Here is a 24047-nt window from a genome sequence, read left to right as displayed (position 1 = left end):
CCTATCCTGACAAGCTATCGTGACAACACTTATTGGAGATTCCATGGCGCACCCCTCCTCTAGAGGCTTAGCCCCTATCGCCGAGCTGGTGGACGATATCCGCCAGGGCAAAATGGTGATTCTCATGGACGATGAGGATCGCGAAAATGAAGGTGATATCATCATGGCCGCCGAAAAAGTGCAGGCCGAGCATATCAACTTTATGGCCCGTTTCGCCCGCGGCTTGATCTGCATGCCGATGACTCGCGCCCGCTGTGAGCAGCTTAATCTGCCGCTAATGGTGCGTGATAACGGTTCCGGTTTTGGCACCAAGTTTACTCTCTCCATTGAGGCAACCGAAGGCGTCACGACGGGTATTTCAGCTGCAGATCGTGCGCGTACCGTGCAAGCCGCGGTGGCACCCAATGCAAAGCCCTCTGATATCGTTCAGCCAGGCCATATCTTTCCGCTGATGGCCGAGCCGGGCGGCGTGCTGCGCCGTGCCGGGCATACGGAAGCTTCGTGTGATTTGGCGGCACTGGCGGGCTGTGACCCTAGCGGTGTAATCTGCGAGATTATGAATGATGATGGCAGCATGGCGCGCCGCCCCGAGCTTGAAGCCTTCGCCCAGGAGCACGGTATTAAGATCGGTACCATCGCGGATCTGATTCACTACCGTATCGTTAACGAACAGACCATCGATCATCTGGAAGCGTCAACGGTCATGACCTCCCATGGCGAGCTTGAGCTGCACGTGTTCCGTGATCGTATCCAGGGCGCTCACCATTTGGCGTTGGTGAACGGTCAGCCCACGCCGGAACAGGCCACCACGGTGCGCGTGCATCTGACTGATACGCTGCGCGATGTAATGGGCTTGATGAAAGACGAACAGTGCCGCTGGGATGCCCATCGTGCGCTGGAAGAGATTGCCGGAGCCGCGCCAGGTGTGTTTGTGTTGATTGACGACGGCCGCCCGCACCAGGATTTGAAAGACCAGCTGGATATCTTTTTGGATCGCGTGCGCCAGCCGCGTACCAGCGACTCCGACGGTGCCGGTAACTACTTGACCATCGGCACCGGTTCTCAGATTCTGCGCTATTTAGGCGTGGGTAAAATGCGATTACTTAGTTCACCGTGGAAGTTTTCGGCGCTGTCCGGCTTTGACCTCGAAGTCGTAGAGCGTCTGGGCCCTAATGACACGGCGTATGAACCAACTTCTCAGCAGAACTAATTCAGCAGGAATAAATTGATGCACTCCCTCACTCAAGTTGAAGGTACGTTTGTTGATGTCGATGGCCGCTATGTCATCGTGGTCGGCCGTTTTAACCATCACGTGGTCGATAGCCTGGTGGAAGGCGCCGTCGACAGCTTGACCCGTCACGGTGTCGACGCCGAGCATATCCACATTGTTCACGTGCCGGGCGCCTGGGAACTCCCGCTGGCGGTGAAGCGCGTGTTGAAGGTAATGAAACCCGACGCAGTGATTGCCCTGGGCGCGGTCATTCGCGGTGGCACACCGCATTTTGAATACGTGGCGGGCGGCTGTAATACGGCGATTAATCACTTACAGCTTGAGTTTGATACCCCGGTGGCTAATGGTGTGTTAACCGTTGAAACCATTGAGCAAGCGATTGAGCGTGCAGGCACCAAGGCCGGTAACAAAGGCACCGAAGCTGCCATGGCCGCGATGGAAATGGTCTCTCTGCTCCGTGCGCTACCGTCAGGAGATACCCAATGAGCGAGCGTAAACCCTCTGCCGCTCAGCAGGGCCGCCACGCGGCGCGGGAATTAACGGTGCAGGGGCTTTATCAATGGCACATGACGGGTAAATCCATTACTACCATTGAAGCCGAGTTTCGTAGCCAGGTCGCCGACGATGACCTGGAAGATCACGAAAATTGGGTCAAGGTGATGGAGATCGCCGACAAGGCACTGTTTCACGAGTTACTCCATAATACCGTGCGGTTTAAAGCGGAACTGGATCGTGAAATCTCTCCCCTGCTAGACCGCCGCTTAGAAGATCTCGATGCGGTAGAGTTGGCCATCCTACGGTTGGGCGCTTACGAGCTTTCCCGCCGCATGGAAGTACCTTATCGTGTCGTCATTAACGAAGGCGTTGAGCTGGCTAAGTCATTTGGCGCCACCGATGGCCATAAATACGTGAACGGCATTCTCGACAAGCTGGCTATTCGCTTGCGCAGTGCCGAGGTCAGCGCTCGTCGTCTCTGAACGCGAGCGGTATGACAATGCGTTTAAGGGGCCTTTGTGCTTGCCGAATTTGATTTGATTCGACGCTACTTTATGTCGTCGCAGGAGGCGTCGGCTGCGTCAAATGGCGTCACACTGGGATGTGGAGACGACGCCACGCTGCTGTTGCCGCAAGCAGGCCAACAGTTGGTCGTGAGCGTTGATACCTCGGTGGTGGATGTACACTTTCCCCGCGAAGCATCAGCATTTGCGGTGGGTCACCGTGCCTTGGCCGTTGCGCTGAGCGATCTGGCCGCCATGGGGGCGACTTCGCGTTGGTGTTTGATGGCGTTAACCCTTGATCAGCGCCAGTTTACCAATGATGAAGCCACCCATGCTTGGCTTACAGACTATGCGCGAGGCTTTCATACGCTTTGTCAGCAGCACGCCACCACGCTGGTGGGGGGCGATGTCACTTCCGGTGCGCTTTCCATAGGCGTTACTGTGATGGGTGAACTCCCGGTGGGCGAAGCCTTGACCCGTAGCGGTGCCCAGGCGGGAGATCTGATCGCTGTCACCGGTGCACTAGGTGGTGGGGCAGGCGGGCTGGCGCTTTGGCAGCAGGGCGAGCGCGATCTGGCGCATCCATTGTTAAGTCGCTACCTATTGCCACAACCGCGCTTAGCGGCGGGCCTGGCGTTGCGCGACTTAGCCACCGCTGCACTGGATATCTCCGATGGGCTACTGGCCGACTTGGCGCATATTCGCGACGCTTCGCAGGTCGGAGCCGTCATCGCGCTAGACGCCTTACCACTGGCGGACGAACTGGAAAGCTCCCTAGGTCGGGAAGCTGCACTAAAGGCGGCACTTTCAGGCGGGGATGATTACGAACTGCTTGTTACCCTCGGCGCTGACGACGTCGCAGAGGCGCAACAGCGTTTAGCGCCATTGGGTCTAGCGCTGACCGTCATTGGCCACTGTAGTGAAGCGTTAGGCGTTACTGCCTCTGGCCAGAGTGAACTGAGTCGTTATGTCAGCGGCTATGCCGGCTGGCAGCATTTTAGTGGGGAAGCGCCATGAATCGTGCACCTAAAAGTGTCTGGCGCCGTCCAACACATTTTTTTGCCTTTGGCTTAGGCAGCGGCGCTGTGCCTTGGGCACCGGGTACCTTTGGCACGCTAGCGGCCATTCCGTTCTACTGGATGATGGCGGAACTGCCCCTGGGGTGGTACCTGAGTATTTGTTTTGTCACCTTTGTTATTGGCGTTTGGCTATGTGATAAAACGTCCCACGATTTAGGGGTACACGACCACTCGGGTATCGTGTGGGATGAGTTTGTGGGTTACTGGCTAACCATGGCGGCGGTGCCTTTTTCGTGGGAGGCTGCGCTATGGGGATTTGTGGTATTTCGCATCTTCGATGTCTTTAAGCCCTGGCCGATTCGCTGGGCTGACCGCCGCGTGGCGGGCGGCTTTGGTATTATGATCGATGACGTGATGGCTGGGGCCTACGCCTGGAGTACTATGCACCTGTGGTTCTGGCTACACTAAACTTGGTAAGTGGTAAGTGGTAAGTGGTAAGTGGTAAGTGGTAAGTGGTAAGTAGAGATCAGGAGCGGTTGATAACTTTTTTCGAGTGCATTGGCTGCAAGGCGTTGGCTTCAAGGAGGTAGCATGCGCAAGGAACGTCTGATTGTCCCCACGCTGGCGATTATAGCCGTAGTGTGGATGGCAGCGCAGCTACTCTCCAGTGTGCTGTTTGAGCGCAGTCTACGCCAAGCGCTCGAAGATCTGGAGGCGCGGGGTGAGTGGCGCGTCAATCGTACTGAGAGTCATCAAGGGTGGTTAAGCTCCCAAGGCAGGGTGATACTGTCACCGCTTTTGGGTCGACCCTGGCGCCTTGAGCTCACGTATAGCGCGCGGCACGGTATTTTAAGCACGGATGTCGAAGGCACCGTACTACCACGTCTCGATACCGTTCTGCAGCAAGCCGTGGGTGAGGTCACCGCCCCCTCTGTGCCGCGTTGGCAGGGGCGCTATCACACCCTTAGCGGTCATAGCGAATTGCGCCTTGCCCTTGCCCCCTTTGTGATTCAACAAAATGGCCGCGATTTAGCCGTCCGCGGTGGTCGGCTGCGCTTGGAAGGCGTGTTTGGCGATTGGCGACTACGCGCGTTATTTGATCAACTTACCCTGACCGACGGTATGGCCCAGCTTGCGATAGGCCCCACGGTGCTCGAAAGCCGCTATACTTATATTGATGATGCTTACCACTTTGCTCAACGCGATCACCTGCATATTGAAACGCTGACGCTCAGCTACCCCTCCTACGATATCCAGTTTTCACCTCTCGATCTAAACAGCCATATGGTGCTGGATGAGAGCGAACTCCGTATCAAAGGCGAGCTTGAAGTGGGCGATGTGATGGTGCCTTCTCAAGCGCCGGACATGCCGTTGCTCAATGGCCGCATAGAGATGGAACTTTCGCGTTTGAATGCCGATGCGGTTCGCCAAGTGATTCGTCGTTTGCGTCAGGAAGCCGCCTGGGGAGACGCTAGTCTACCTATGGCCGAAGGGTTGCTGGCCCGTTTAGAGCCGGATCTGCGCAAAGTGCTTAGCGACTCGCCGCGTTTAGATGTCACGACCGTTGCTATCGATAGCCCGCTGTTGGGTATTCGCCTGGATGCGGATGGCGCGCTGTTTTTTGATGCCCGCCAGTTGGATGAGCTGAGTGTGGTTAACCTCGATAAAAAGAAAGAGCAGGCGAAATGGCTGGAGCGCATTGATGGCGACTTTACCTGGCACGATGCGCCTACCGTCGCCGCATTATGGTTAGGTCTGCCCCTGGGCACTCGGGAGCTGCAGTTTGATGTGGTGCGTGGCGTTTGGCGTATCAATGGGCGCCCGATGCCCGAGCTTTGGCCTCAATAATTTTAAAAGAAAAGTTTACCTACGGTCGCAGGGAGCGCCGCTAAACTGACTGTTCTACTCGCGAAGGGTTGAAGTTTTGGCCCACTGCCCGCATTCCATGGACAACACTAGGCGGTTCTCACCGCCGGTATCGGTTCATTGGAGGACGCATGAGCGACCAGGATTACGAACACGACGCTGAACATCTTGATTGGCAACTTGATGATGAGCAGTCATCCACTACTGATGACACCCCCGGTAGTGAAGAGAGTAGTGAAGACAGTGGTGCAAACCACTCTAACGAACAGACTGAAAAAAGCTCTCAAGAGGCCGATAGTAAGCAGGGAGGAAGTGAGTACCGCTCAGACGGCGAGCGGGTAAACTCTCTGGTGCCCGCTAGTGAAATGCTGCCCGAACGCATTTACCTCCTGCCTATTCATAACCGGCCGTTCTTCCCCGCCCAGGTACAGCCGCTGGTGATTAATCGTGAGCGCTGGGAAGAGACCATGCGCCGTGTGGGTAACACGCCGCACCACACATTGGGTGTTGCCTTTGTGGGCGAGCAGGGTGTCACCTCACTGGATCACGAAGGTTTTCCGGAGATCGGTACTGCGGTCAAAGTGCACAAACTTAAGGGCGAAGACGATCAGATTCAGTTTATCGCTCAAGGGCTTCAGCGCTTTAAAATTACCCGCTGGCTCTCCAAAGAGCCGCCTTACCTCGTCGAGGTGACCTACCCTAAAGAGCCGGTTGATGCGGAGAACGAAGAGACCCGCGCTTACGCCATGGCGATCATCAACGGCATTAAAGAGCTGCTGCCGATTAACCCGCTGTACGGTGAAGAACTCAAGCACTACCTCAACCGCTTTAGTCCTCATCAGCCGGGGCCGTTGACCGATTTTGCCGCCGCTATTACCTCCGCCAAAGGCCCCGAACTTCAGGATGTGCTGGCAACACTTTCGGTAGAAGAGCGGATGCAGAAAGTGCTGCCGCTGCTGCGGAAAGAGATCGATGTTGCGTTGCTACAGGGCGAGATCAGCGAGCAGGTAAACGCGCAAATGCAGGATCGCCAGCGCGAGTTCTTCCTGCGCGAGCAGCTCAAGGTCATCCAGCGTGAATTGGGTATCTCCAAAGGTGATCGAGAAAACGATGTAGATACCTTTAGAGCGCGTTTGGAGTCACTGGTAGTGCCCGAGCGTGTTCAATCGCGTATTGACGATGAGCTTAATAAGCTCAGCGTGTTGGAAACCGGTTCGCCGGAGTATGGCACCACGCGTAACTACCTGGATTGGTTAACCTCGCTGCCCTGGGGAGTGACCAGCCAGGATCAGTTGGATCTACCCCATGCCCGCCAGGTGCTGGATCGCGACCACGACGGTTTGAAAGACGTTAAAGAGCGTATTATCGAATTTCTGGCCGAGGGTACTTTCAAAGGCGACGTAGGCGGCTCGATTGTATTGTTGGTAGGCCCTCCTGGGGTAGGCAAAACCTCCATCGGACGTTCGATCGCCGAAGCCTTAGGGCGCCAGTTTTACCGTTTCTCAGTCGGTGGTATGCGCGATGAAGCGGAAATTAAAGGCCATCGGCGTACCTATGTGGGCGCTATGCCCGGCAAACTGGTGCAAGCCTTTAAAGAGGTCGAGGTCGAAAACCCCGTTATCATGCTGGATGAAATCGATAAGCTCGGGCAGTCCTTTCAGGGCGATCCAGCATCGGCGCTGCTGGAAGTACTTGATCCCGAACAGAACGTCGATTTCCTTGATCACTATCTTGATGTGCGCATGGACCTCTCCAAGGTGCTGTTTATCTGCACTGCCAACACGCTTGATTCGATTCCAGGGCCGCTGCTTGACCGTATGGAGCAGATCCGCCTCTCCGGTTATATCGCTGAAGAGAAGCTGGCGATTGCCAAGCACCACCTGTGGCCGAAGCTGCTCAAGCGCGACAACCTGACGAAAAAGAGGATCAGCCTCTCCGATGCGGCTTTAAAGCAGGTCATTGAAGGCTACGCCCGGGAAGCCGGAGTGCGCCAGCTGGAGAAGCAACTGCACCGCATTGTGCGTAAATCGGCCGTTAAACTGCTTGAAGAGGAGTCTGAAACGGTCAAGATATCAGTTAAAAACCTGGAGGAGTTCTTAGGTGCGCCGATTTTCCGTAAGGAGAAAGTGCTTACCGGCGAAGGGGTAGTGACCGGCCTGGCGTGGACTTCCATGGGGGGGGCAACATTGCCCATCGAAGCAGGCAAAGTACACTCACTGGATCGTGGTTTTAAACTGACCGGTAAGTTAGGCGAAGTGATGCAGGAGTCCGCCAATATCGCTTACAGCTATACCCTGGGCCACCTGCAGGAGTATGGTGCCGATACCGACTTCTTTGACTCGGCGTTTGTACACTTGCACGTACCCGAGGGCGCCACGCCGAAAGATGGCCCTTCGGCGGGTGTCACCATGACCACGGCGCTGCTCTCGCTGGCCAAGCACCATGCGATCGATAGGCCTTTGGCGATGACCGGCGAACTAACGTTAACCGGCCAAGTGCTCCCCGTTGGCGGTATTCGTGAGAAAGTCATTGCCGCGCGACGCAGCGATATTTTTGAATTGATTTTGCCCGACGCCAACAAGCGCGATTACGAAGAGTTGCCGGACTACCTGAAAGAGGGCATGACGGTGCACTTTGCCAAGCGCTACCGTGATGTGGCAGATGTCGTGTTTGGCCGAAAATAGAGCGTTGATTTTATTTGCAGCAATGGCTATCTAACCTTTTAAAGCGTCTTACGAGAGTAAGGCGCTTTTTTTACATTTGTTCACTGGTTTGCCGAGATGATCTATAGCGATAATGACCTATGCTTTTATAAAAATTAAGAATATCTAATTCTTGGAGAACTAATGCGCAATAACCAGCCCGTGACGCAGCGTGAGTATGTTCTGAGTGAGGAAGCGGTGCTGATTTCCCGCTCGGATTTAAAGGGCAATGTGACCTACGCCAACCCTACTTTTGTTGAGGTCAGTGGCTATAGCCGTGAAGAACTCATTGGCTCTCCCCATAACCTCCTTCGTCACCCTGATATGCCTGAAGCTGCTTACAAGGATTTCTGGAAAACCATCCAAGCGGGGACAACCTGGCAAGGCGTGGTTAAAAATCGGCGTAAAAATGGCGATCACTACTGGGTGAATGCCACCGTGGCGCCGCTGCGGGACGGTGAGCGCATCGTCGGCTACACTTCCGTGCGCCGCAAAGCGTCAGAAAAAGCCATTAACCAGGCAGAAAAAATCTATGCCGAGATTCGCGAAAAAGGTAAATCCCGCCACTACGCACTAGCCCATGGCACGCTGCGGCGTAAAGGCTTGACCGGAATGCTGTCGCGCTTTCAGTTCACTAGCCTGAAAGCCAAGCTCACCAGTATGGTGGTGGCGTCGCTGCTGCTACTCTGTCTTTCGGGTGGGTTGGGAGTCTCTGCGCTGTTACTCTCCGGCGAGCGGCTGGAAACCATTAATCGCTCAGGGTTGAGCGATGTCGCCTCGCTGCAGAATATCGAACGCTATATTGGTCAAACGGTTGGCACGCTGGAACCTGCGGTACGAAGCCCTCGTCGGGCTGACCTGGAGGCCGTCAACGCAGACATTGGCCAGTATACCGATGCCATGCAGACGCTGTGGGCGGGCTACTATGCGGATGCGACGGTCACTGATGAGACCGCCCAGGCTTTTGATAGTGCTCTGAATACCTGGATTGATGCGGTGCAAACCGCCCTTGTGGCGATTGAAGAGGGTAATGGGTTCGCGGCCTTTGAGGCCTTGAATGACGTGGTGGTGCCGACCACAGAGTCGCTGCGCGAGATGAACAGCACCTTGGTTGAGCAGGTGCGTGCCGATGCCGAATTGCTGGTGACCGAGGCACAAAGCGGGCGTCAGCAAATGCTGATAGCGCAGCTGGTGCTACTGGCGGTAGGCTTTTTAGTCATGATCGGCTTGAGTGTAATGATTCTGAAATCCGTGTTTCGCAGCTTGTCGGGCGCGCGGTATATCACTTTCCAAATTGCCGCGGGTAACTTGGCCGCCCGTGAACGTCGTCAAACTAACGACGAGTTGGGCGAGCTGCTCTACTCCCTGGACACCATGCGTTTTAGCCTCTCCAGCATCGTGGGCGATGTAGAGAATCGTGTCTCAGTGGTTACTCCGGCGATTCAGCAGATAGCCGCTGAAAATGAGGAACTCTCTTCGCGCACTGAGCAGCAGGCGTCGTCGCTTCAGCAGACCGCTTCGAGTATGGAGGAGATGACCTCGACGGTTCAGCAGAACACCGATAATGCCCGCCAGGCGACTGATCTGGCAGTGCAGAACGCTGCCAGCACCAAGGAAACCGGTCAGCAAATGCAAAAGCTGGTGGAGCGCATGCAGCGTATCGCCCAGAGTGCTGAAAAGATGACCGAGATGATCAGCGTGATCGACGGCATTGCCTTTCAAACTAATATTTTGGCACTCAACGCCTCGGTTGAGGCTGCGCGTGCTGGTGAACATGGACGCGGCTTTGCGGTAGTCGCCAGCGAAGTGCGCAATCTAGCTGGTCGCAGCGCAGATGCCGCCCAGGAAATTCGCAAGATGATTGATAGCACTACTCAGGAAGTCAGCGGTGGTCGTAGTGCGGTAGAGCAGGCGGAGCGGGCGATTGAGGAAGTCTCTCAGCAGGTGAGTCGAGTCAGTGAGCTGATGGAGTCGATCAGCACTGCGTCCAGCGAGCAGAGCAGTGGGATCGGTCAAATTAACTCGGCGATTGCCGAAATGGATCTTGTGACCCAGCAGAACGCTTCAAAAGTTCAGTCGATTGCGGCGTCAGCGGACAATCTCTCCCTCGAAGCCTTTGAACTCGCTAACGTGGTCGATGCATTCCGTTTGGAAGGCGCTCAAGACGAGAACATCAAAGAGGCGCGGGCGAAGTTACAGCGCGCCAACCAGGCACTCAGTAAAGCAACTCAGCAATTGACAGCCCCTTCAGAGCAGCGTGCTAAGACACCCGCAACACAGCCTCGCGCTGACCAGTGGGAAGCGTTTTAGCCCGGTAGACGACACTGTTAGGTGCTTGATTTCCCTTTATTCGGTTTTATGACATGCCACCCTTCGCGGTGGCATATTTCATGCATTACCTCTAATTGAAAAGGCTTAGCGTTAGGAGCCTGTCTGGCTTGGCCGATCGTCGCGAGAAGCATAGATTCGCAGTAGATCAGTGTTAAGTCGGACAGGCTCCTAGGGAACCGCTAATCCTAAAGATGGCACAAGCCTTCAATAAAAAAGTAGGGGGTCTCAATGCATAATGCCGCACAAGCAGCATCCACTATTTATGAATTAGCCGATGACGAAGTGTTGATCTCGCGCTCGGATCTGCAGGGCAGAATCACCTACGCCAACCAAACCTTCGTGGAGGTGAGTGGTTACACGCTGGACGAGATCATGGGTGAACCCCATAGTCTGTTCCGCCACCACAGCATGCCCAAGGCGGTTTTTCAGAACCTGTGGGAAACCATTGAAGCCGGTAAAACCTGGCAGGGGCTGATCAAGAATCGCCGCCAAACGGGAGAAGCGTATTGGATGCATACCACCATCGCGCCGCTGCTCGATGGTAACCGCGTGGTGGGCTATACCTCTATCCGGCGTAAAGCGGTGGATAGAGCCATTGCCCGGGCAGAGCGGGTATACGCTGCAATGCAACAGGGCAAAACACGTGGTTTCAAGCTGCATTATGGTGCAATACGCCACACCGGTCTGCGTGGATGGGTAAAGCGTTTTAGTTTCAGCAGTATGCAGGCCAAACTAATGGGCATGGTGCTGGCTTCGGTGGTTTTACTAGTCATCGCAGGGGCGGCGGGGGTGTATGGCTTAACCAGTTCCGCTGAACGCTTACGCACTCTCAATCAAACGGGCCTTGAAGGCATTACCGACCTTCAGCAGATAGGCCAGCGGGTTAGCCAAGCCATTCAGGCGTTAGAACCGGCGGTGCGCAACCCGAGGCGGGCGGATCTTGATGCTCTTGAAAGCCAGTTAACCACCATGAGTGCCGACATTGAGCAGTCGTGGCAAGGCTATACTGCAGAGCGCGAAACCGGCGGTGTGCAAGAGGGCCTAGCGGCACATCTCACCACTTTTATTGAAAGTGCCGATACCACCCTGACGGCTATCCGCGATGGTAACGGCTTTGCTGCTTTTGAAGCCTTTAATGACAACGTGCAGCCCACCTCTGAAAGTATTAGTGCCACTATCAATGTATTGGTTGAACAGGAACGCACGGCTGCGCATACGCTGATGGACAATGCCGAACAGCAGCAACAGGTATTATTGTACGGTCAGTTGGGCGTGCTGCTGCTGGGTATTGTGTTAATGGTGGGGCTGAGCATGGCGGTACTCAAATCGCTGATTAAATCACTCAACGAGGCGCGCCGGGTAACGTTCCAAATTGCCGCGGGTAACCTCGCCAACCGAGTGACTTTAAAGCGTAATGACGAGTTAGGCGAGTTGCTGAGTTCGCTGGAAACCATGCGCGCTAGCTTATCGGGGCTGATTACCGAGGTGGGCAACAAAGTTGATGTGGTGACACCTGCGTCCGAACATATCAAACAGCAGAATGAAGACCTGGCATCGCGCACTGAGCAGCAGGCCTCCTCGCTTCAGCAAACTGCCTCTAGCATGGATCAGATGACGGCGACCGTGCAGCAAAACAGCGAAAACGCCCGTCAGGCCAATCAACTGGCCATGCAAAATGCCACCACCAGCCGCGAAACCGGCGAGCGCATGCAGGCGCTAGTCGAACGCATGGAGCGTATCGCTGCCAGCGCCGATAAGATGACCGACATTATTAGCGTCATCGACGGCATCGCTTTTCAAACCAATATTCTGGCGCTGAATGCCTCAGTAGAAGCTGCTCGGGCTGGCGAGCAGGGGCGTGGTTTTGCAGTTGTGGCAAATGAGGTGCGTAGCTTGGCCGGGCGTAGCGCTGATGCGGCTGGCGATATTCGTCGTTTAATCGATTCCTCCTCCCAGGAGATTAGCGGCGGTGCCCAGGCGGTGAAGGAGGCCGAAGCCGCTATCGATCAGGTAGTGACTCAGGTAATGAGAGTCAGCGATATCATGGAAGAGATCAGCACCGCCTCCGGTGAGCAGAGCAACGGTATCGCGCAAATCAATACCGCGGTCGCGGAGATGGATCACGTTACCCAGCAGAACGCCTCCAAGGTACAGTCGATTTCCAGCGCTGCTCAAGACCTCACCCGCGAAGCGCTGAGCCTGGCCAACGTTATCGCCGCCTTTCGCTTAGAGGGTGCTGCCGAAGAGAGCAGTGAGACTGCTCGCGAGCGCTTGCTTAAACAAGCAGGGCTTGGCTCCACGCCCCCATTAGCGTCATCTCCCACATTAGCCTCGCCCCAAAACTCCCCGACTCAGCGTACTGCCCAAGCCCAGCCAGCCGAAGAGGCGTGGGCGACCTTCTGATGAATCGGCGCCATGGAGGGCGCTTTACTTCCTATCGGGTCTCGTGATTTAGCCTCTACATCCAGCCTCCACATCTAGTCTCTGCGCATTGCTCATGCCACAATCAAAAGCCACTGATATTTTTCAGAATTAGTCTAGCCTGCAGCCTTGCGTGCTGTGGGCTAATAAAAAATAGAGCCTAGCTATTTATTAGAGAGTAGAGGACACCATGCCAGAGTATCGCTCACGTACCACCACCGCTGGCCGCAATATGGCCGGTGCCCGCGCGCTGTGGCGTGCCACGGGTATGCAGGATGGCGACTTTCAAAAGCCGATTATCGCGGTAGCCAACTCCTTTACCCAGTTTGTGCCGGGCCATGTGCATTTAAAGGATATGGGCCAACTGGTGGCGCGGGAGATTGAGAAAGCCGGGGGCGTCGCCAAAGAGTTCAACACCATTGCGGTGGACGATGGTATCGCCATGGGCCACGACGGCATGCTCTACTCGCTGCCCAGCCGCGACCTGATCGCTGACAGCGTTGAGTATATGTGCAACGCCCACTGCGCCGATGCGCTGGTATGTATTTCCAACTGCGACAAAATCACCCCAGGAATGCTGATGGCCGCTCTACGCCTCAATATTCCGGTTATCTTTGTTTCCGGCGGCCCCATGGAAGCGGGTAAAACCAAGCTGCTCAACCATGGTTTAGATTTAGTCGATGCCATGGTGATGGCCGCCGACGACAGCGTGGATGATGACACTCTGGCGGAAGTAGAGCGCAGCGCCTGCCCTACCTGCGGCAGTTGTTCGGGGATGTTTACCGCCAACTCAATGAACTGCTTAACCGAAGCGCTGGGCTTGGCCTTGCCCGGCAACGGCACCGTACTGGCGACTCACTCGGATCGTCGTCGCTTGTTTGAAACCGCTGGTCATCGCATTGTCGAGTTGGCGAAGCGCTACTACGAAGGTGAAGAAGCCCACCTGCTGCCGCGTGCCATTGCCTCCAAGGCGGCGTTCAAAAACGCCATGACCCTGGATATCGCCATGGGTGGCTCGACCAATACCATTTTGCACTTCCTGGCTGCAGCTCAGGAAGCCGAGGTGGACTTCACCATGGCGGATATCGACCGTCTCTCCCGTGAAGTGCCCCAACTCTGCAAAGTGGCGCCCAATACCCAAAAGTACCATATCGAAGACGTCCATCGTGCAGGTGGCATTATGGCCATTCTCGGTGAGCTGGATCGTGCCCGAGTGCTGGATACCTCGGTGCCCACCGTGTATGGCGACAGCCTGAAAGCTGCACTGGATGAGTGGGATATTATGCGCTCGCCAAGCGCTGAAGTGGTCGAATTCTTTAAAGCCGGGCCAGGGGGCATCCCGACCCAAACGGCGTTCTCCCAAAGCGCTCGCTGGCCGAGCCTGGATGGTGACCGCGCTACCGGCTGTATTCGTGACCTTGAGCACGCCTTCTCCCAGCAGGGTGGCCTGGCCGTGCTTTACGGCAATATCGCGCTGGATGGCTGCGTGGTCAAAACCGCCGGGGTCGATGACTCGATCCTGGTCTTTGAAGGCCCCGCCCATGTGGTGGAGTCTCAGGATCAGGCAGTCGCCGATGTGTTGGCGGATAAGGTCAAAGAGGGTGATGTCGTCGTGATTCGCTACGAAGGCCCGAAAGGCGGCCCCGGCATGCAGGAAATGCTCTACCCGACCTCCTACCTCAAATCCAAAGGATTGGGTAAAGCTTGCGCGCTGCTGACTGACGGGCGCTTCTCTGGCGGTACTTCAGGACTCTCTATTGGCCATGTTTCCCCTGAAGCAGCGGCGGGCGGCGCGATTGGATTGATCGAGCAGGGCGACCTGATCCGCATCGATATCCCCAATCGGGCGATTAACGTCAAACTGACCGATGCCGAGCTGGCGGCCCGCCGCGAGGCAATGGACGCCAAGGGTGCCGCTGCCTGGAAGCCTGCCGAGCAGCGTCCCCGCAAGATCACTCCGGCACTTAAAGCCTATGCGTTGTTGGCGACCTCCGCTGACAAAGGGGCTGTTCGGGATCTAAGCAAACTCGACTGATATACGCAGCTGAAACATGCAGCTGAAACATGCAATAAGCCCGAGTAAGGAATCAAATGAAGGCGATTATAAACGTTGGATTAGTCGGCTACGGTTTCGCTAGCCAAACCTTCCACGCACCGCTGATCCAGGCCACGGAAGGCCTGGATTTGGTCGCGGTCTCTTCAAGCGATGCCGCCAAGGTGCAGGCGTCACTGCCGGATGTTGAGGTAGAGGCTCAGGCATTAGCACTTTGCCAGCGCAGTGATATTGACCTGGTCGTTATTCCCACTCCTAACGATACCCACTTTTCCCTCGCCAAAGCCGCTCTCTCGGCGGGCAAGCACGTAGTGGTCGATAAGCCGTTCACGGTGACCCTGTCAGAAGCCAAGCTGCTCAAAAAATTGGCGGATGATAAAGAGCGTCTATTGTCGGTGTTTCACAACCGTCGTTGGGACAGCGATTTCTTGACCGTTAAGGCCCTGCTTGAGGCGGGGACGCTAGGACGTCTGGTCAATTTCGAATCCCATTTCGATCGTTTCCGTCCGGAGGTTCGCGATCGCTGGCGCGAGAAGGCCACCCCCGGTGGCGGCATCTGGTTTGATCTGGGGCCGCATTTGCTAGATCAAGCCTGCGAGCTGTTTGGCATGCCCCAGGCTATTCTGCTAGAACTCGGCGTGCTGCGAGATGGCGCCCAGGCTGACGATGACTTCCTCGCGCTGCTCGACTACGAAAGCTTTCGCGTTACCTTAGCGGCGGGCACGCTGGTGGCCGAACCGACACCGCGCTTCCGGATTAATGGCACCCAAGGCAGCTTCATAAAATACGGCTTAGACCCTCAGGAGGATCGCTTAAAAGCAGGCGAAGTGCCGACATCCCTGTGGGGCGAAGATACTCAACATGGCACCCTGACACTGCGCGAAGGGGAGGGGGATAACGCACCGCTAACGCGTCGTGAGCTTCCTACCCTGCCGGGGGACTACCTGGCCTATTACCAAGGTATAGCCGCCGCTATCCGCGATAAGGAGCCACTACCGGTCAGCGCCGATGATGCCCTGCGCTCAATGTCCTTGCTGGAAGCCGGGCTGGATAGCCACCGCCAGCGCCGCTGGATCGCATTGAAAACTCATCTTTAGAGAGAGGGGCGGGGGATTAGTCGCTTTTGCGTGTGGGGAGCCTTCTTATTATGTCATTGCGAGGAGCGTAGCGACGCGGCAATCTCAACCAGCGGCGGCAGTATAACCCCGAGATTGCTTCGCTTCGCTCGCAATGACAAAAATGAGGTAGCTTCGCTCACGATGACATCGACCCACCTCGAGCGAAGCTACTGCCTACTTAGATACTTCAAAGCAAATCCGTCGCACTATTGCGTTTCTCTTCCCGCAACCTATCCCGGGCGATATAGAGCGCGGCGATAGCGCGGGCTTCGTGAAAATCCTCGCGCAGTAGTAGGGCGGGTAGCTCCTCGATGGCGTGGGTTTCCACAATCAATGGCTCTGGCTCATCCCCTGGCAGGCGCTTGGGGTACAGGTCGGTGGCGAGGAGTACCTGCATACGGTGGCGCATATAGTTGGGTGCCAGCGAAAGCTCGACCAGCGGTTCAATGCGGTGAGCGCCAACGCCACACTCCTCCATCAACTCGCGGTTAGCCGCGGTAATGATATCTTCGCCAGGGTCGACTAATCCCTTTGGCAGGGTGAGCACATAATCTTCAAATCCAGCGGCGTATTCACGTATCAGCAGCACGTGGTCTGGGTCGGGCATCGCCACCATCATCACTGCGCCGCGGTCAGCGCCGGTCAAGCGCTCAAATTGGCGCTCTTCTCCGTTAGAAAAACGCAAATCAAGCGACTCAATCTGGAATAAACGGCTCTGGGCCACGCTCTTGCGAGCCAAAATTTGCGGCTTTTGCTGGTAGCCCGAACGCTTAGCACTGGCACCTTCAGGGTGATTGAAGGTGTCGCGAGTTGGGGGGGGCGTAGACATAAAAGTGGGCCTCCATGGCTGGTAAAAGGCGGTTAAGCTACAATAGCACGCTTACTCCTAACGTGACTGGAGCGGCAATGATTGATTGGCGCGAGATAGACACCGTCCTCTTGGATATGGACGGCACGCTGCTGGATTTACACTTCGACAGCCACTTTTGGCTCGAGCACCTGCCGCGGCGCTACCGCGAACTGCACCAACTGGATGAAGCCTCCCAGGAGGCGCTGCGCGCGCGTATTATCGGCGAGCAGGGCACCTTAAACTGGTACAGCCTGGCTTACTGGAGCCGCGAGCTGGGCGTGGATATCGTCGCTCTGAAGCGCGAAGTCCAGCACTTGATAGGCCTGCGTAGCGATGCTCTGGATTTCCTCAAATGGCTAAAGCGGGCCCACCCGAGGGTCGTGCTCGCCACTAACGCGGATCGTGCGAGCCTTGCCCTGAAGCTGCCGCTCACCGGTTTGGAAAGTTACCTGGACGCGATCGTCTCTTCCGAGGACGTAGGAGCCGCCAAAGAGGAGCAGGCGTTTTGGTTTGCGCTACAAGACATCGAAGCCTTTGATCCCACGCGTACGCTGTTTATCGACGACAACGCCCGTGTACTCGAGAGCGCTCGTGAGTTTGGCATTAAGCATTTACTGGGCATTAAACAGCCCGACAGCCAGCGGCCTGAAAAAGAGCTGCAAGAATTTATTGCCCTCGATCGCTTTGCCCACCTGCTACCCGAACAGCTTCCTGAACAGGTGTCAGCAACCCAAGGAGTGCCTAAATGAGTGAGAGCGTACGCTTGGATAAATGGCTGTGGGCCGCACGCTTTTTTAAGACCCGCGCACTGGCTAAAAAAGCTATCGAGGGCGGGAAAGTGAATTACGACGGCGGTCGCGCTAAAACCAGCAAGCAGGTGGAAGTCGGTGCGCTTATTCGCGTGCCCCAGGGCTGGGAGATATTGGAGGTCGAGGTCTTATCGCTTTCGGATCAACGCCGCGGGGCACCAGAAGCGCGCACGCTCTATGCAGAAACCGAAGAGAGCGTGCAGCGTCGTGCTAAAGAGGCCGAAGCAAGACGCCTCACTAACGAAGCGATGCAGCATCCTCTCAAGCGCCCCGACAAAAAGCAGCGCCGCGATATCCAGCGCTTCCAGCGCCATCAGGGTGAGTAAGCCCACGCAGTTATATCTTTGCCGCCCTTCAATATTTGCTGTTCTAAAACACTAGGTTGCCAAATTATGTCCGATCAAATTCAACGTTTTATGTTCGATCACACCAATGTCCGCGGCGAGATCGTCACCCTGGCGGCCGCTTACCACGAAGTGCTGGATCGTCATGCCTACCCTCCGGCGGTGAATGAGCTGTTGGGCGAGCTATTAGCCGCCGTGGCGTTGCTTACCGATACCGTGAAATTGGATGGCACCTTGAGTATCGAGGTACGTGGACGCGGCGTTCTGTCACTGTTAATGGCCGAGTCCAACCCCGGTGGTGAACTGCGCGCGATTGCCCGCATAGCAGAAGACGCCGCACTGCCCAGCGAGCACGCCAGCTTCCGCGAACTAGTGGGAGAAGGCCAGATCGTGATTACCCTCGATCCCCGTGAGGGCCACCGCTATCAAGGTATTGTGGCGTTGGATCAAGAGACCCTGGGCGGCTGTCTGGAAGCCTATTTCAGCCAATCTGAGCAGTTGCCAACCCGCCTCTGGCTGGCTGCCGATGAGAAGCGCGCGGGCGGGTTACTGCTGCAGCGGCTACCAGAAGAGTCACAAAACCAGGATGTCGATGCCTGGGATCGCAGCGTACAGCTAGCTGATACGATCAAAACGGAAGAACTGCTCGGCCTTGAGCAGCGCGAGGTGCTGCATCGTCTCTATCACGAAGAGACCGTGCGTGTTTTTGAACCCAAAGCACTGCGCTTTGGCTGCACCTGCTCCCGTGAGCGTATGAGCTACGCGTTGCACTCTCTGGGTAAAGAGGAACTGCGGGATATTTTGCACGAGCAGGGGGCTATTGATACCCAATGCCACTTTTGCCACACGAAATATCACTACACAGCAGCGGATATTGAAACTTTGTTGGACGACCCTGACGCGCCACCGCCCACGATTCACTAAGTGTGTAGTCGAAAGCGTATACCAGGGCGACTACCTGCCGTACTAGGAGCGCCATTGTATTCAATGATTTTGGCGGTTCTTGCAAACGACTGTTTTAATTTTTACTGCGCTGCAACACAAAATGTAGTGCCTTTGTAGTAGTTTAACTACAAGATATTTGATCTGCGCCCCCGTTTCCTGGGGGCTTTCTTTTTGCCATAATGCGCCGAACTTCAGCGCGCCCAGCCGGTTTCACAGTGGTTGGGATGAACATCAAGGCGTCGGTGACGCCCGGTAAACCGAGAGAAGCCCAGGAATCGAAATGACCACGACTCAAGCCGCTCCCCAATCCCACGTTAATCTCAGCAGCGCCGAACTAGTCGAGCGCGCAGTGGCACGTGGCGAAGGCCGCCTCTCAGCCAACGGCGCCTTGGTAGTCAAGACCGGCCTGCGTACCGGTCGCTCACCGAAAGACCGCTATATCGTTGATGAGCCCTCCACTAGCAGCCAAATCGATTGGGGCAACGTTAACCAGCCCTTCGACGCCGGCAAGTTCAACGCCCTGTGGGATCGAGTCAATGACCACCTGGTCAGCCAAGAGCATTTTGTCTCTGAGCTGCACGTGGGCAGTGATTCCACTCACTACCTACCGGTGCGCGTCACCACCGAAACCGCTTGGCAAAACCTGTTTGGCCGCACCATGTTTGTACGCCCTCAGGCCTACAACCAAGCAGTTAAAGACGAGTGGACGATTCTTAACGCCGCAGGCTTTGAGTGTGACCCTACTCGCGATGGCACCAACTCTGACGGCTGCGTGATCATCAACTTCGCCGAGAAAAAAGTGCTTATCGCGGGTATGCGCTACGCCGGTGAAATGAAGAAAGCCATGTTCTCGGTGCAGAACTTCCTGCTGCCAGCTGCCGACGTACTGCCCATGCACTGCTCGGCGAACGTGGGTGAAGATGGCGAAACCTGTCTCTTCTTCGGTCTCTCTGGCACCGGTAAAACCACGCTCTCGGCGGATCAGGCGCGCTTCTTGATCGGCGATGACGAACACGCTTGGGGGGATGGGGTCGTCTTCAATATGGAAGGTGGCTGCTACGCCAAGTGTATCGATCTTTCCGAGAAGAACGAGCCGGTCATCTGGAACGCCATCAAGTTTGGCACCGTACTGGAAAACGTGGTGCTGGACGACCGTCGTGAGCCTGATTACGCCGACGATAGCCTGACCCAAAACTCCCGTGCCGCGTACCCGTTAGAGCACGTTGAGAAGCGCGTAGCGGAAAACCTGGCTGGCGAGCCGAATGCCATCGTGTTCCTGACCTGCGATATGTCCGGCGTGCTGCCCCCAGTGTCGATTCTTTCCAAAGAAGCCGCGGCGTATCACTTTCTGTCTGGCTACACCGCTAAAGTGGGTTCCACTGAAATGGGCTCCTCTGAAGGCTTGGCCGCCACATTCTCTACCTGCTTTGGCGCACCGTTCTTCCCGCGTCCTGCCCGTGAGTACGCTGATCTACTGATCAAGCGTGTCGAGAAAAAAGACGCCCAGGTATATCTGGTTAATACCGGCTGGACTGGCGGCGCTTACGGCGAAGGTGGCGCACGCTTCTCCATTCCGACCACACGTGCCATCATCAGCGCGATTCAGTCTGGAGTGCTACGCGACATCGAGACCAAGCACATCGATGGGCTCAATCTGCAAGTGCCGCTTGCCGTGCCGGGCGTTGATTCCAGCCTGCTCGACCCGCGTGAAACCTGGCAAGACCGTGACGCCTACGACCGCCACCTCAAAGACCTGGCGATCAAATTCGTCGATAACTTCAAGAAATTTGAAGGCGTCAATGAGGCCATTATCCAGGCAGGCCCCCAACTGACCTGAGCATCAGTTGATGACTTGGACGTCAGTTGACCAGCGTGTCAGGCCGCTAGAAAAAGCAGCAGAAAAAGTAGCGTGCCAGTGTAAGTAAGTCGCACCCAATAGCGACTAAACTACACAGAAATGATCGACCTCAGAATGGGACAGCGCCACGGCACTGTCCCATTTTTATTGGCTCTTTTGCTGGCCGATTATTTTCCTTGCCAATTTCTGGGGAGTGATTCTCATGAAAAGACGTCAATTTTTAGGCCTGGCCGGACTAACCGGCGCGGTCGGGGTGATACCTGGACTGTCATTTGGCTTTCCACGGCTTGACCTGGAAGCTGCACCAGGCCTGGAGCCACTGGAGTTGAGTGAAGCCGAATGGCGTGAACGACTCTCCGATGAAGCCTTTGATGTACTCCGAAAGGCAGGCACTGAGCCCGCCTTTTCAAGCCCGTTGGACAAGGAGTGGGGGGATGGTGAATACCGCTGCGCTGGCTGCGATCTGTTACTCTTCACCAGTGAAATGAAATATGATTCCGGTACCGGTTGGCCAAGCTTTTTCGAACACGTGGAAGGGCATATGCTGACCGAGCTGGACTTCAAGCTGGTTTGGCCCCGTACCGAATACCACTGCGCCCGCTGCGGTGGTCATCAGGGCCACGTCTTCGAAGATGGCCCCGAACCCACCGGCCTGCGCTGGTGCAACAATGGCGTTGCCCTACGCTTCGTGCCTGCTGAATCGAGCTAGGCTGCCGAGCGGGGGGAGGATAGAACAATCATTAGGAGTGTTGCGTGAAAGGTTGGCTCCAACAACGATGGACTCGAAAGAAACTCGCCAGCATCCATAACCTGCATGATGTTGAGCGGCTGGCCCGAAAAGTGTTGCCCAGGCCTATTTTTGGCTATATCGACCATGTGGCCGAGGATGGGCGAACCCAGCGAGCCAACCTCACCGCTTTTGATGATTACCACTTTTTGCCCAAGGCGTTTGTCAACGTCTCGCAGATTGATCTGCACACCGAGCTTTATGGCAAGCGCTATACCGTTCCTTTCGGTATCGCTCCCATGGGCATTAGTGCGCTGTCAACTTACCAGGGCGACTTAGTGCTGGCGCGGGCAGCAGCGAAGCGCAACCTGCCCATGGTTATGAGTGGTTCATCGCTGGTGCCCATGGAGGAGGTGGCTAAGGTGGAGGGGGCCGACTGGTTCCAGGCCTACCTGCCCGGTACCCCAGAAGGTATCGAGGCCCTGCTCGAGCGGATCAAGCGAGCCGGCTTCAAGAAGCTGGTGGTAACGCTTGATTACCCGGTGCCGCCCAACCCCGACAATTTCCGCCGTTCGGGGTTTTCATCCCCTCTCGAGCCAACCCTTCGCCTAGCATTTGACGGTCTGATACGACCTGGTTGGCTATGCAATACCTTCCTGCGCACCTTGTGGAAGCACGGCATGCCGCATTTCGAAAACAACTATGCCGAGCGGGGCGCGCCCGTTATCTCCCGACAAGCCGCGCGGGACTTTTCGGGGCGGCGCCATTTTGATTGGGGTTATCTCGATCTTGTACGGCGCCTGTGGCCCGACACCTTGATCGTCAAAGGGATATTAAACCCGGAAGACGCAGTACGTGCTCAGCAAGCAGGGGTTGATGGCATTATTCTTTCAAACCATGGCGCACGCCAGTTGGACTGCACCATTTCCCCGCTCCAGGTGCTGCCCGAGATCAAGCGTCGCGTTAGTGATATCCCCATTATGATCGACAGCGGCTTCCGGCGTGGCTCCGATGTGATCAAGGCGCTGGCATTGGGGGCTGATTTTGTCTTTGTGGGGCGTCCTTTCAACTATGCCGCCGCCTGCGCAGGGCAGGCTGGGGTAGAGCATGTCGCCGATCTTTTACAGCGTGAAATTGAGCGCAATATGGCTTTGCTAGGGCTGACCAGTCTCTCACAGCTAGACCGCTCCTGCCTCTACCTATCAACAGTGTGATTACGTGCCTCGGCCATGTGCATAACGTGCACATGGCCATGGAATCCCCACATCCATGTGCATGCGAGATTTAGTAGCGCGTGGTAAGCCTAAGGCGCACCCGCGGAAGCAGCGCGAAGCGGTGCCGGGGTTGGTTCGTATAGGCAGTGTTGGTTGGGTGCCATGGGGCGTCGTTCCGCCGCCTCCCGCGGGTGCCTACGAACGCTCGCTGAACTCGCGTTCTCGTTACCACGCGCTACGGGATGTGCATCTGTCTCATCAAAGCCTAAACCCTTCAACAATATGCTCGGCCAGGCTATCGATAATCGGTGATTGAGTGGCGGAGGTGTGCTGCAAAACGATGGACGCTTCCGGCAGTTCGGGAAACCCTTCTTTTTTACCCAATATCTGCATGTCGGCGGTGACTAAACTGCGCATCCAGGCAGACACTGCCAAGCCCGCCCCCACAACCGCCTGTAACGTCGCCAAACTCGGGCTGCTGTAAGCGACTCGATAGGCCCGACCTGCGCGATCCAGTGCATTGCAGGCATGACGTCGACAAAAGCAGGGAGCCTCAAACATGGCAAGGGGTACTGGTGTCTGTAAATGTGTGCAATAGCTCTCAGCTGAGACCCACACGGTAGCCTCACGCCTTAAAATGGTGCCAACTTCGTCGCCTATCTCCCGCGTCATAATAATCAGGTCTAGGCTCCCTTGCGGCTGCTGAGAGAGTACCGAAGAGGGTGCGCAGTGCACATCCACGTCTACCAGCGGCCAGGCTTGGGAGAAGGTTTTCAGAATGCCGGGCAGAAAACGCATCACATAGTCATCCGGCACCCCCAGGCGCACACGGCCCACCATATCCGGCTGGCGCAGCAGCGTCAGCGCTTCTCCCTGCAATGAAAGAATTTTGCGTGCATAACCCAGCAGCGTATGCCCTTCGCTGGTTAACAGCAGCTGGCGATTCTGGCGCACAAACAGTGGGCGCTGAATAACATCCTCTTCCAGCCGCTTGATTTGCATGCTGACGGCTGATTGAGTGCGGTTTACCGTCTGAGCGGCGCGGGTGAAGCCGCCCTGGTCGACAATGGCCACAAAGGTGCGCAGCAGCTCATGATCGATGGTGGGTAGTGTGGCCATGGCTATCAATCTTTTTGATGTTGAACATAAGAAGTATTCGTTGGATTGATCTTAGGCGCTGTTCAATACTTCCTTCAACACTTATTCACCACGCCGCTGCTGGCGGCGAAGGGAGGTTGAAATGGAGCGCTCGCTACACTGCTTGCAAAACCAACGCTTGCAGAACCAACAGTGCCAATCTGCTGAGAAGCAACCCAGCATCACCTGGCGGGAAAGAATTTATCGCTGGTACCAATTGCGTCGCGAGCGGGATTCCTTGCGCCATTTGAGCGATGACATGCTGAAAGATATTGGCATCAGCCGCGATGACGTACAGCGCGAGTCACGCCGCCCGTTCTGGGATGACCACGGGTGGCGACGCTGAAGCCGCAAGTCATGCCAGCCGTGGCGCGTTTGTGATACCTTGTTGGCACTAAAAAATGCTGCATGAGTTAGTTGCAAT

At 56.0% G+C, this 24047-nt stretch carries 20 protein-coding genes; 18 read left to right on the top strand and 2 right to left on the bottom strand.

Annotation, left to right across the window (positions count from 1 at the left end; genetic code table 11):
* Window positions 1–43 precede the first annotated feature (43 nt).
* From ribBA to HALA3H3_RS24530, 11 genes are all read left to right on the top strand, one after another.
* The gene (gene ribBA / locus HALA3H3_RS24580; protein WP_022519725.1) at window positions 44–1210 is read left to right on the top strand and encodes a bifunctional 3,4-dihydroxy-2-butanone-4-phosphate synthase/GTP cyclohydrolase II; all 1167 of its coding nucleotides are present in this window, start codon (window positions 44–46) and stop codon (window positions 1208–1210) included.
* 18 nt (window positions 1211–1228) lie between these two features.
* Window positions 1229–1717: a 6,7-dimethyl-8-ribityllumazine synthase gene (ribH, locus tag HALA3H3_RS24575; RefSeq protein ID WP_007114490.1), complete on the top strand. Its 489-nt coding sequence runs from the start codon at window positions 1229–1231 to the stop codon at window positions 1715–1717.
* A complete protein-coding gene (gene nusB, locus HALA3H3_RS24570) occupies window positions 1714–2208 on the top strand; it encodes a transcription antitermination factor NusB (protein WP_007114491.1) in 495 nt (164 codons plus the stop codon). The genes ribH and nusB overlap by 4 nt, the downstream gene beginning before the upstream one ends.
* 36 nt (window positions 2209–2244) lie before the next feature.
* The gene (thiL, locus tag HALA3H3_RS24565; protein WP_022519724.1) at window positions 2245–3246 is read left to right on the top strand and encodes a thiamine-phosphate kinase; all 1002 of its coding nucleotides are present in this window, start codon (window positions 2245–2247) and stop codon (window positions 3244–3246) included.
* Window positions 3243–3716 carry a phosphatidylglycerophosphatase A family protein gene (locus tag HALA3H3_RS24560; protein WP_022519723.1) on the top strand — a complete coding sequence of 158 codons (474 nt, stop codon included), beginning with the start codon at window positions 3243–3245 and terminating at the stop codon, window positions 3714–3716. The genes thiL and HALA3H3_RS24560 overlap by 4 nt, the downstream gene beginning before the upstream one ends.
* 123 nt (window positions 3717–3839) lie before the next feature.
* Window positions 3840–5096 (top strand): DUF945 family protein, encoded by a 1257-nt coding sequence (locus HALA3H3_RS24555; RefSeq protein WP_022519722.1) that lies wholly within the window; start codon window positions 3840–3842, stop codon window positions 5094–5096.
* Between the two features lie 149 nt (window positions 5097–5245).
* Window positions 5246–7798: an endopeptidase La gene (gene lon, locus HALA3H3_RS24550; protein WP_022519721.1), complete on the top strand. Its 2553-nt coding sequence runs from the start codon at window positions 5246–5248 to the stop codon at window positions 7796–7798.
* A 162-nt stretch (window positions 7799–7960) separates the two neighbouring features.
* Complete coding sequence (locus tag HALA3H3_RS24545; protein ID WP_022519720.1) at window positions 7961–10126, top strand: methyl-accepting chemotaxis protein; 2166 nt, start codon at window positions 7961–7963, stop codon at window positions 10124–10126.
* Between the two features lie 249 nt (window positions 10127–10375).
* Complete coding sequence (locus tag HALA3H3_RS24540) at window positions 10376–12550, top strand: methyl-accepting chemotaxis protein (RefSeq protein ID WP_022519719.1); 2175 nt, start codon at window positions 10376–10378, stop codon at window positions 12548–12550.
* A 208-nt stretch (window positions 12551–12758) separates the two neighbouring features.
* Entirely contained in the window at window positions 12759–14603 is a 1845-nt protein-coding gene (gene ilvD, locus HALA3H3_RS24535; RefSeq protein WP_022519718.1) for a dihydroxy-acid dehydratase, read from the top strand.
* Window positions 14604–14659: 56 nt separating this feature from the next.
* A complete protein-coding gene (locus HALA3H3_RS24530; protein WP_022519717.1) occupies window positions 14660–15718 on the top strand; it encodes an oxidoreductase in 1059 nt (352 codons plus the stop codon).
* A gap of 208 nt (window positions 15719–15926) precedes the next feature.
* Here HALA3H3_RS24530 and nudE read toward each other — a convergent pair whose 3' ends face one another.
* The gene (gene nudE / locus HALA3H3_RS24525; RefSeq protein ID WP_022519716.1) at window positions 15927–16568 is read right to left on the bottom strand and encodes an ADP compounds hydrolase NudE; all 642 of its coding nucleotides are present in this window, start codon (window positions 16566–16568) and stop codon (window positions 15927–15929) included.
* 77 nt (window positions 16569–16645) lie between these two features.
* Here nudE and yrfG point away from each other — a divergent pair, with 77 nt between their 5' ends.
* From yrfG to HALA3H3_RS24495, 6 genes are all read left to right on the top strand, one after another.
* Window positions 16646–17338, top strand: coding sequence for a GMP/IMP nucleotidase (gene yrfG / locus HALA3H3_RS24520; protein WP_022519715.1), 693 nt, complete (start codon window positions 16646–16648; stop codon window positions 17336–17338).
* Window positions 17335–17724, top strand: coding sequence for an RNA-binding S4 domain-containing protein (locus HALA3H3_RS24515; RefSeq protein ID WP_022519714.1), 390 nt, complete (start codon window positions 17335–17337; stop codon window positions 17722–17724). The genes yrfG and HALA3H3_RS24515 overlap by 4 nt, the downstream gene beginning before the upstream one ends.
* Window positions 17725–17790: 66 nt before the next feature.
* The gene (gene hslO, locus HALA3H3_RS24510) at window positions 17791–18666 is read left to right on the top strand and encodes an Hsp33 family molecular chaperone HslO (protein ID WP_022519713.1); all 876 of its coding nucleotides are present in this window, start codon (window positions 17791–17793) and stop codon (window positions 18664–18666) included.
* A gap of 301 nt (window positions 18667–18967) precedes the next feature.
* Entirely contained in the window at window positions 18968–20524 is a 1557-nt protein-coding gene (locus HALA3H3_RS24505; RefSeq protein ID WP_022519712.1) for a phosphoenolpyruvate carboxykinase, read from the top strand.
* A gap of 223 nt (window positions 20525–20747) precedes the next feature.
* A complete protein-coding gene (msrB, locus tag HALA3H3_RS24500; protein WP_022519711.1) occupies window positions 20748–21254 on the top strand; it encodes a peptide-methionine (R)-S-oxide reductase MsrB in 507 nt (168 codons plus the stop codon).
* Window positions 21255–21298: 44 nt separating this feature from the next.
* Window positions 21299–22486 carry an alpha-hydroxy acid oxidase gene (locus HALA3H3_RS24495; RefSeq protein WP_022519710.1) on the top strand — a complete coding sequence of 396 codons (1188 nt, stop codon included), beginning with the start codon at window positions 21299–21301 and terminating at the stop codon, window positions 22484–22486.
* Window positions 22487–22744: 258 nt separating this feature from the next.
* On the opposite strand, the gene HALA3H3_RS24490 is transcribed toward HALA3H3_RS24495, so the two are convergent.
* Window positions 22745–23605: a LysR substrate-binding domain-containing protein gene (locus HALA3H3_RS24490; RefSeq protein WP_022519709.1), complete on the bottom strand. Its 861-nt coding sequence runs from the start codon at window positions 23603–23605 to the stop codon at window positions 22745–22747.
* A gap of 121 nt (window positions 23606–23726) precedes the next feature.
* Between HALA3H3_RS24490 and HALA3H3_RS24485 the strand changes: the two genes are divergently transcribed.
* Window positions 23727–23969 (top strand): DUF1127 domain-containing protein, encoded by a 243-nt coding sequence (locus HALA3H3_RS24485; protein ID WP_022519708.1) that lies wholly within the window; start codon window positions 23727–23729, stop codon window positions 23967–23969.
* The last annotated feature ends 78 nt before the right edge of the window (window positions 23970–24047 follow it).

This window comes from Halomonas sp. A3H3, from assembly GCF_000982975.1.
Taxonomy (GTDB): domain Bacteria; phylum Pseudomonadota; class Gammaproteobacteria; order Pseudomonadales; family Halomonadaceae; genus Vreelandella; species Vreelandella titanicae.
The sequence above is the reverse complement of the archived record's forward strand: the minus strand, read 5'-3'. Positions and strand labels throughout refer to the sequence as shown.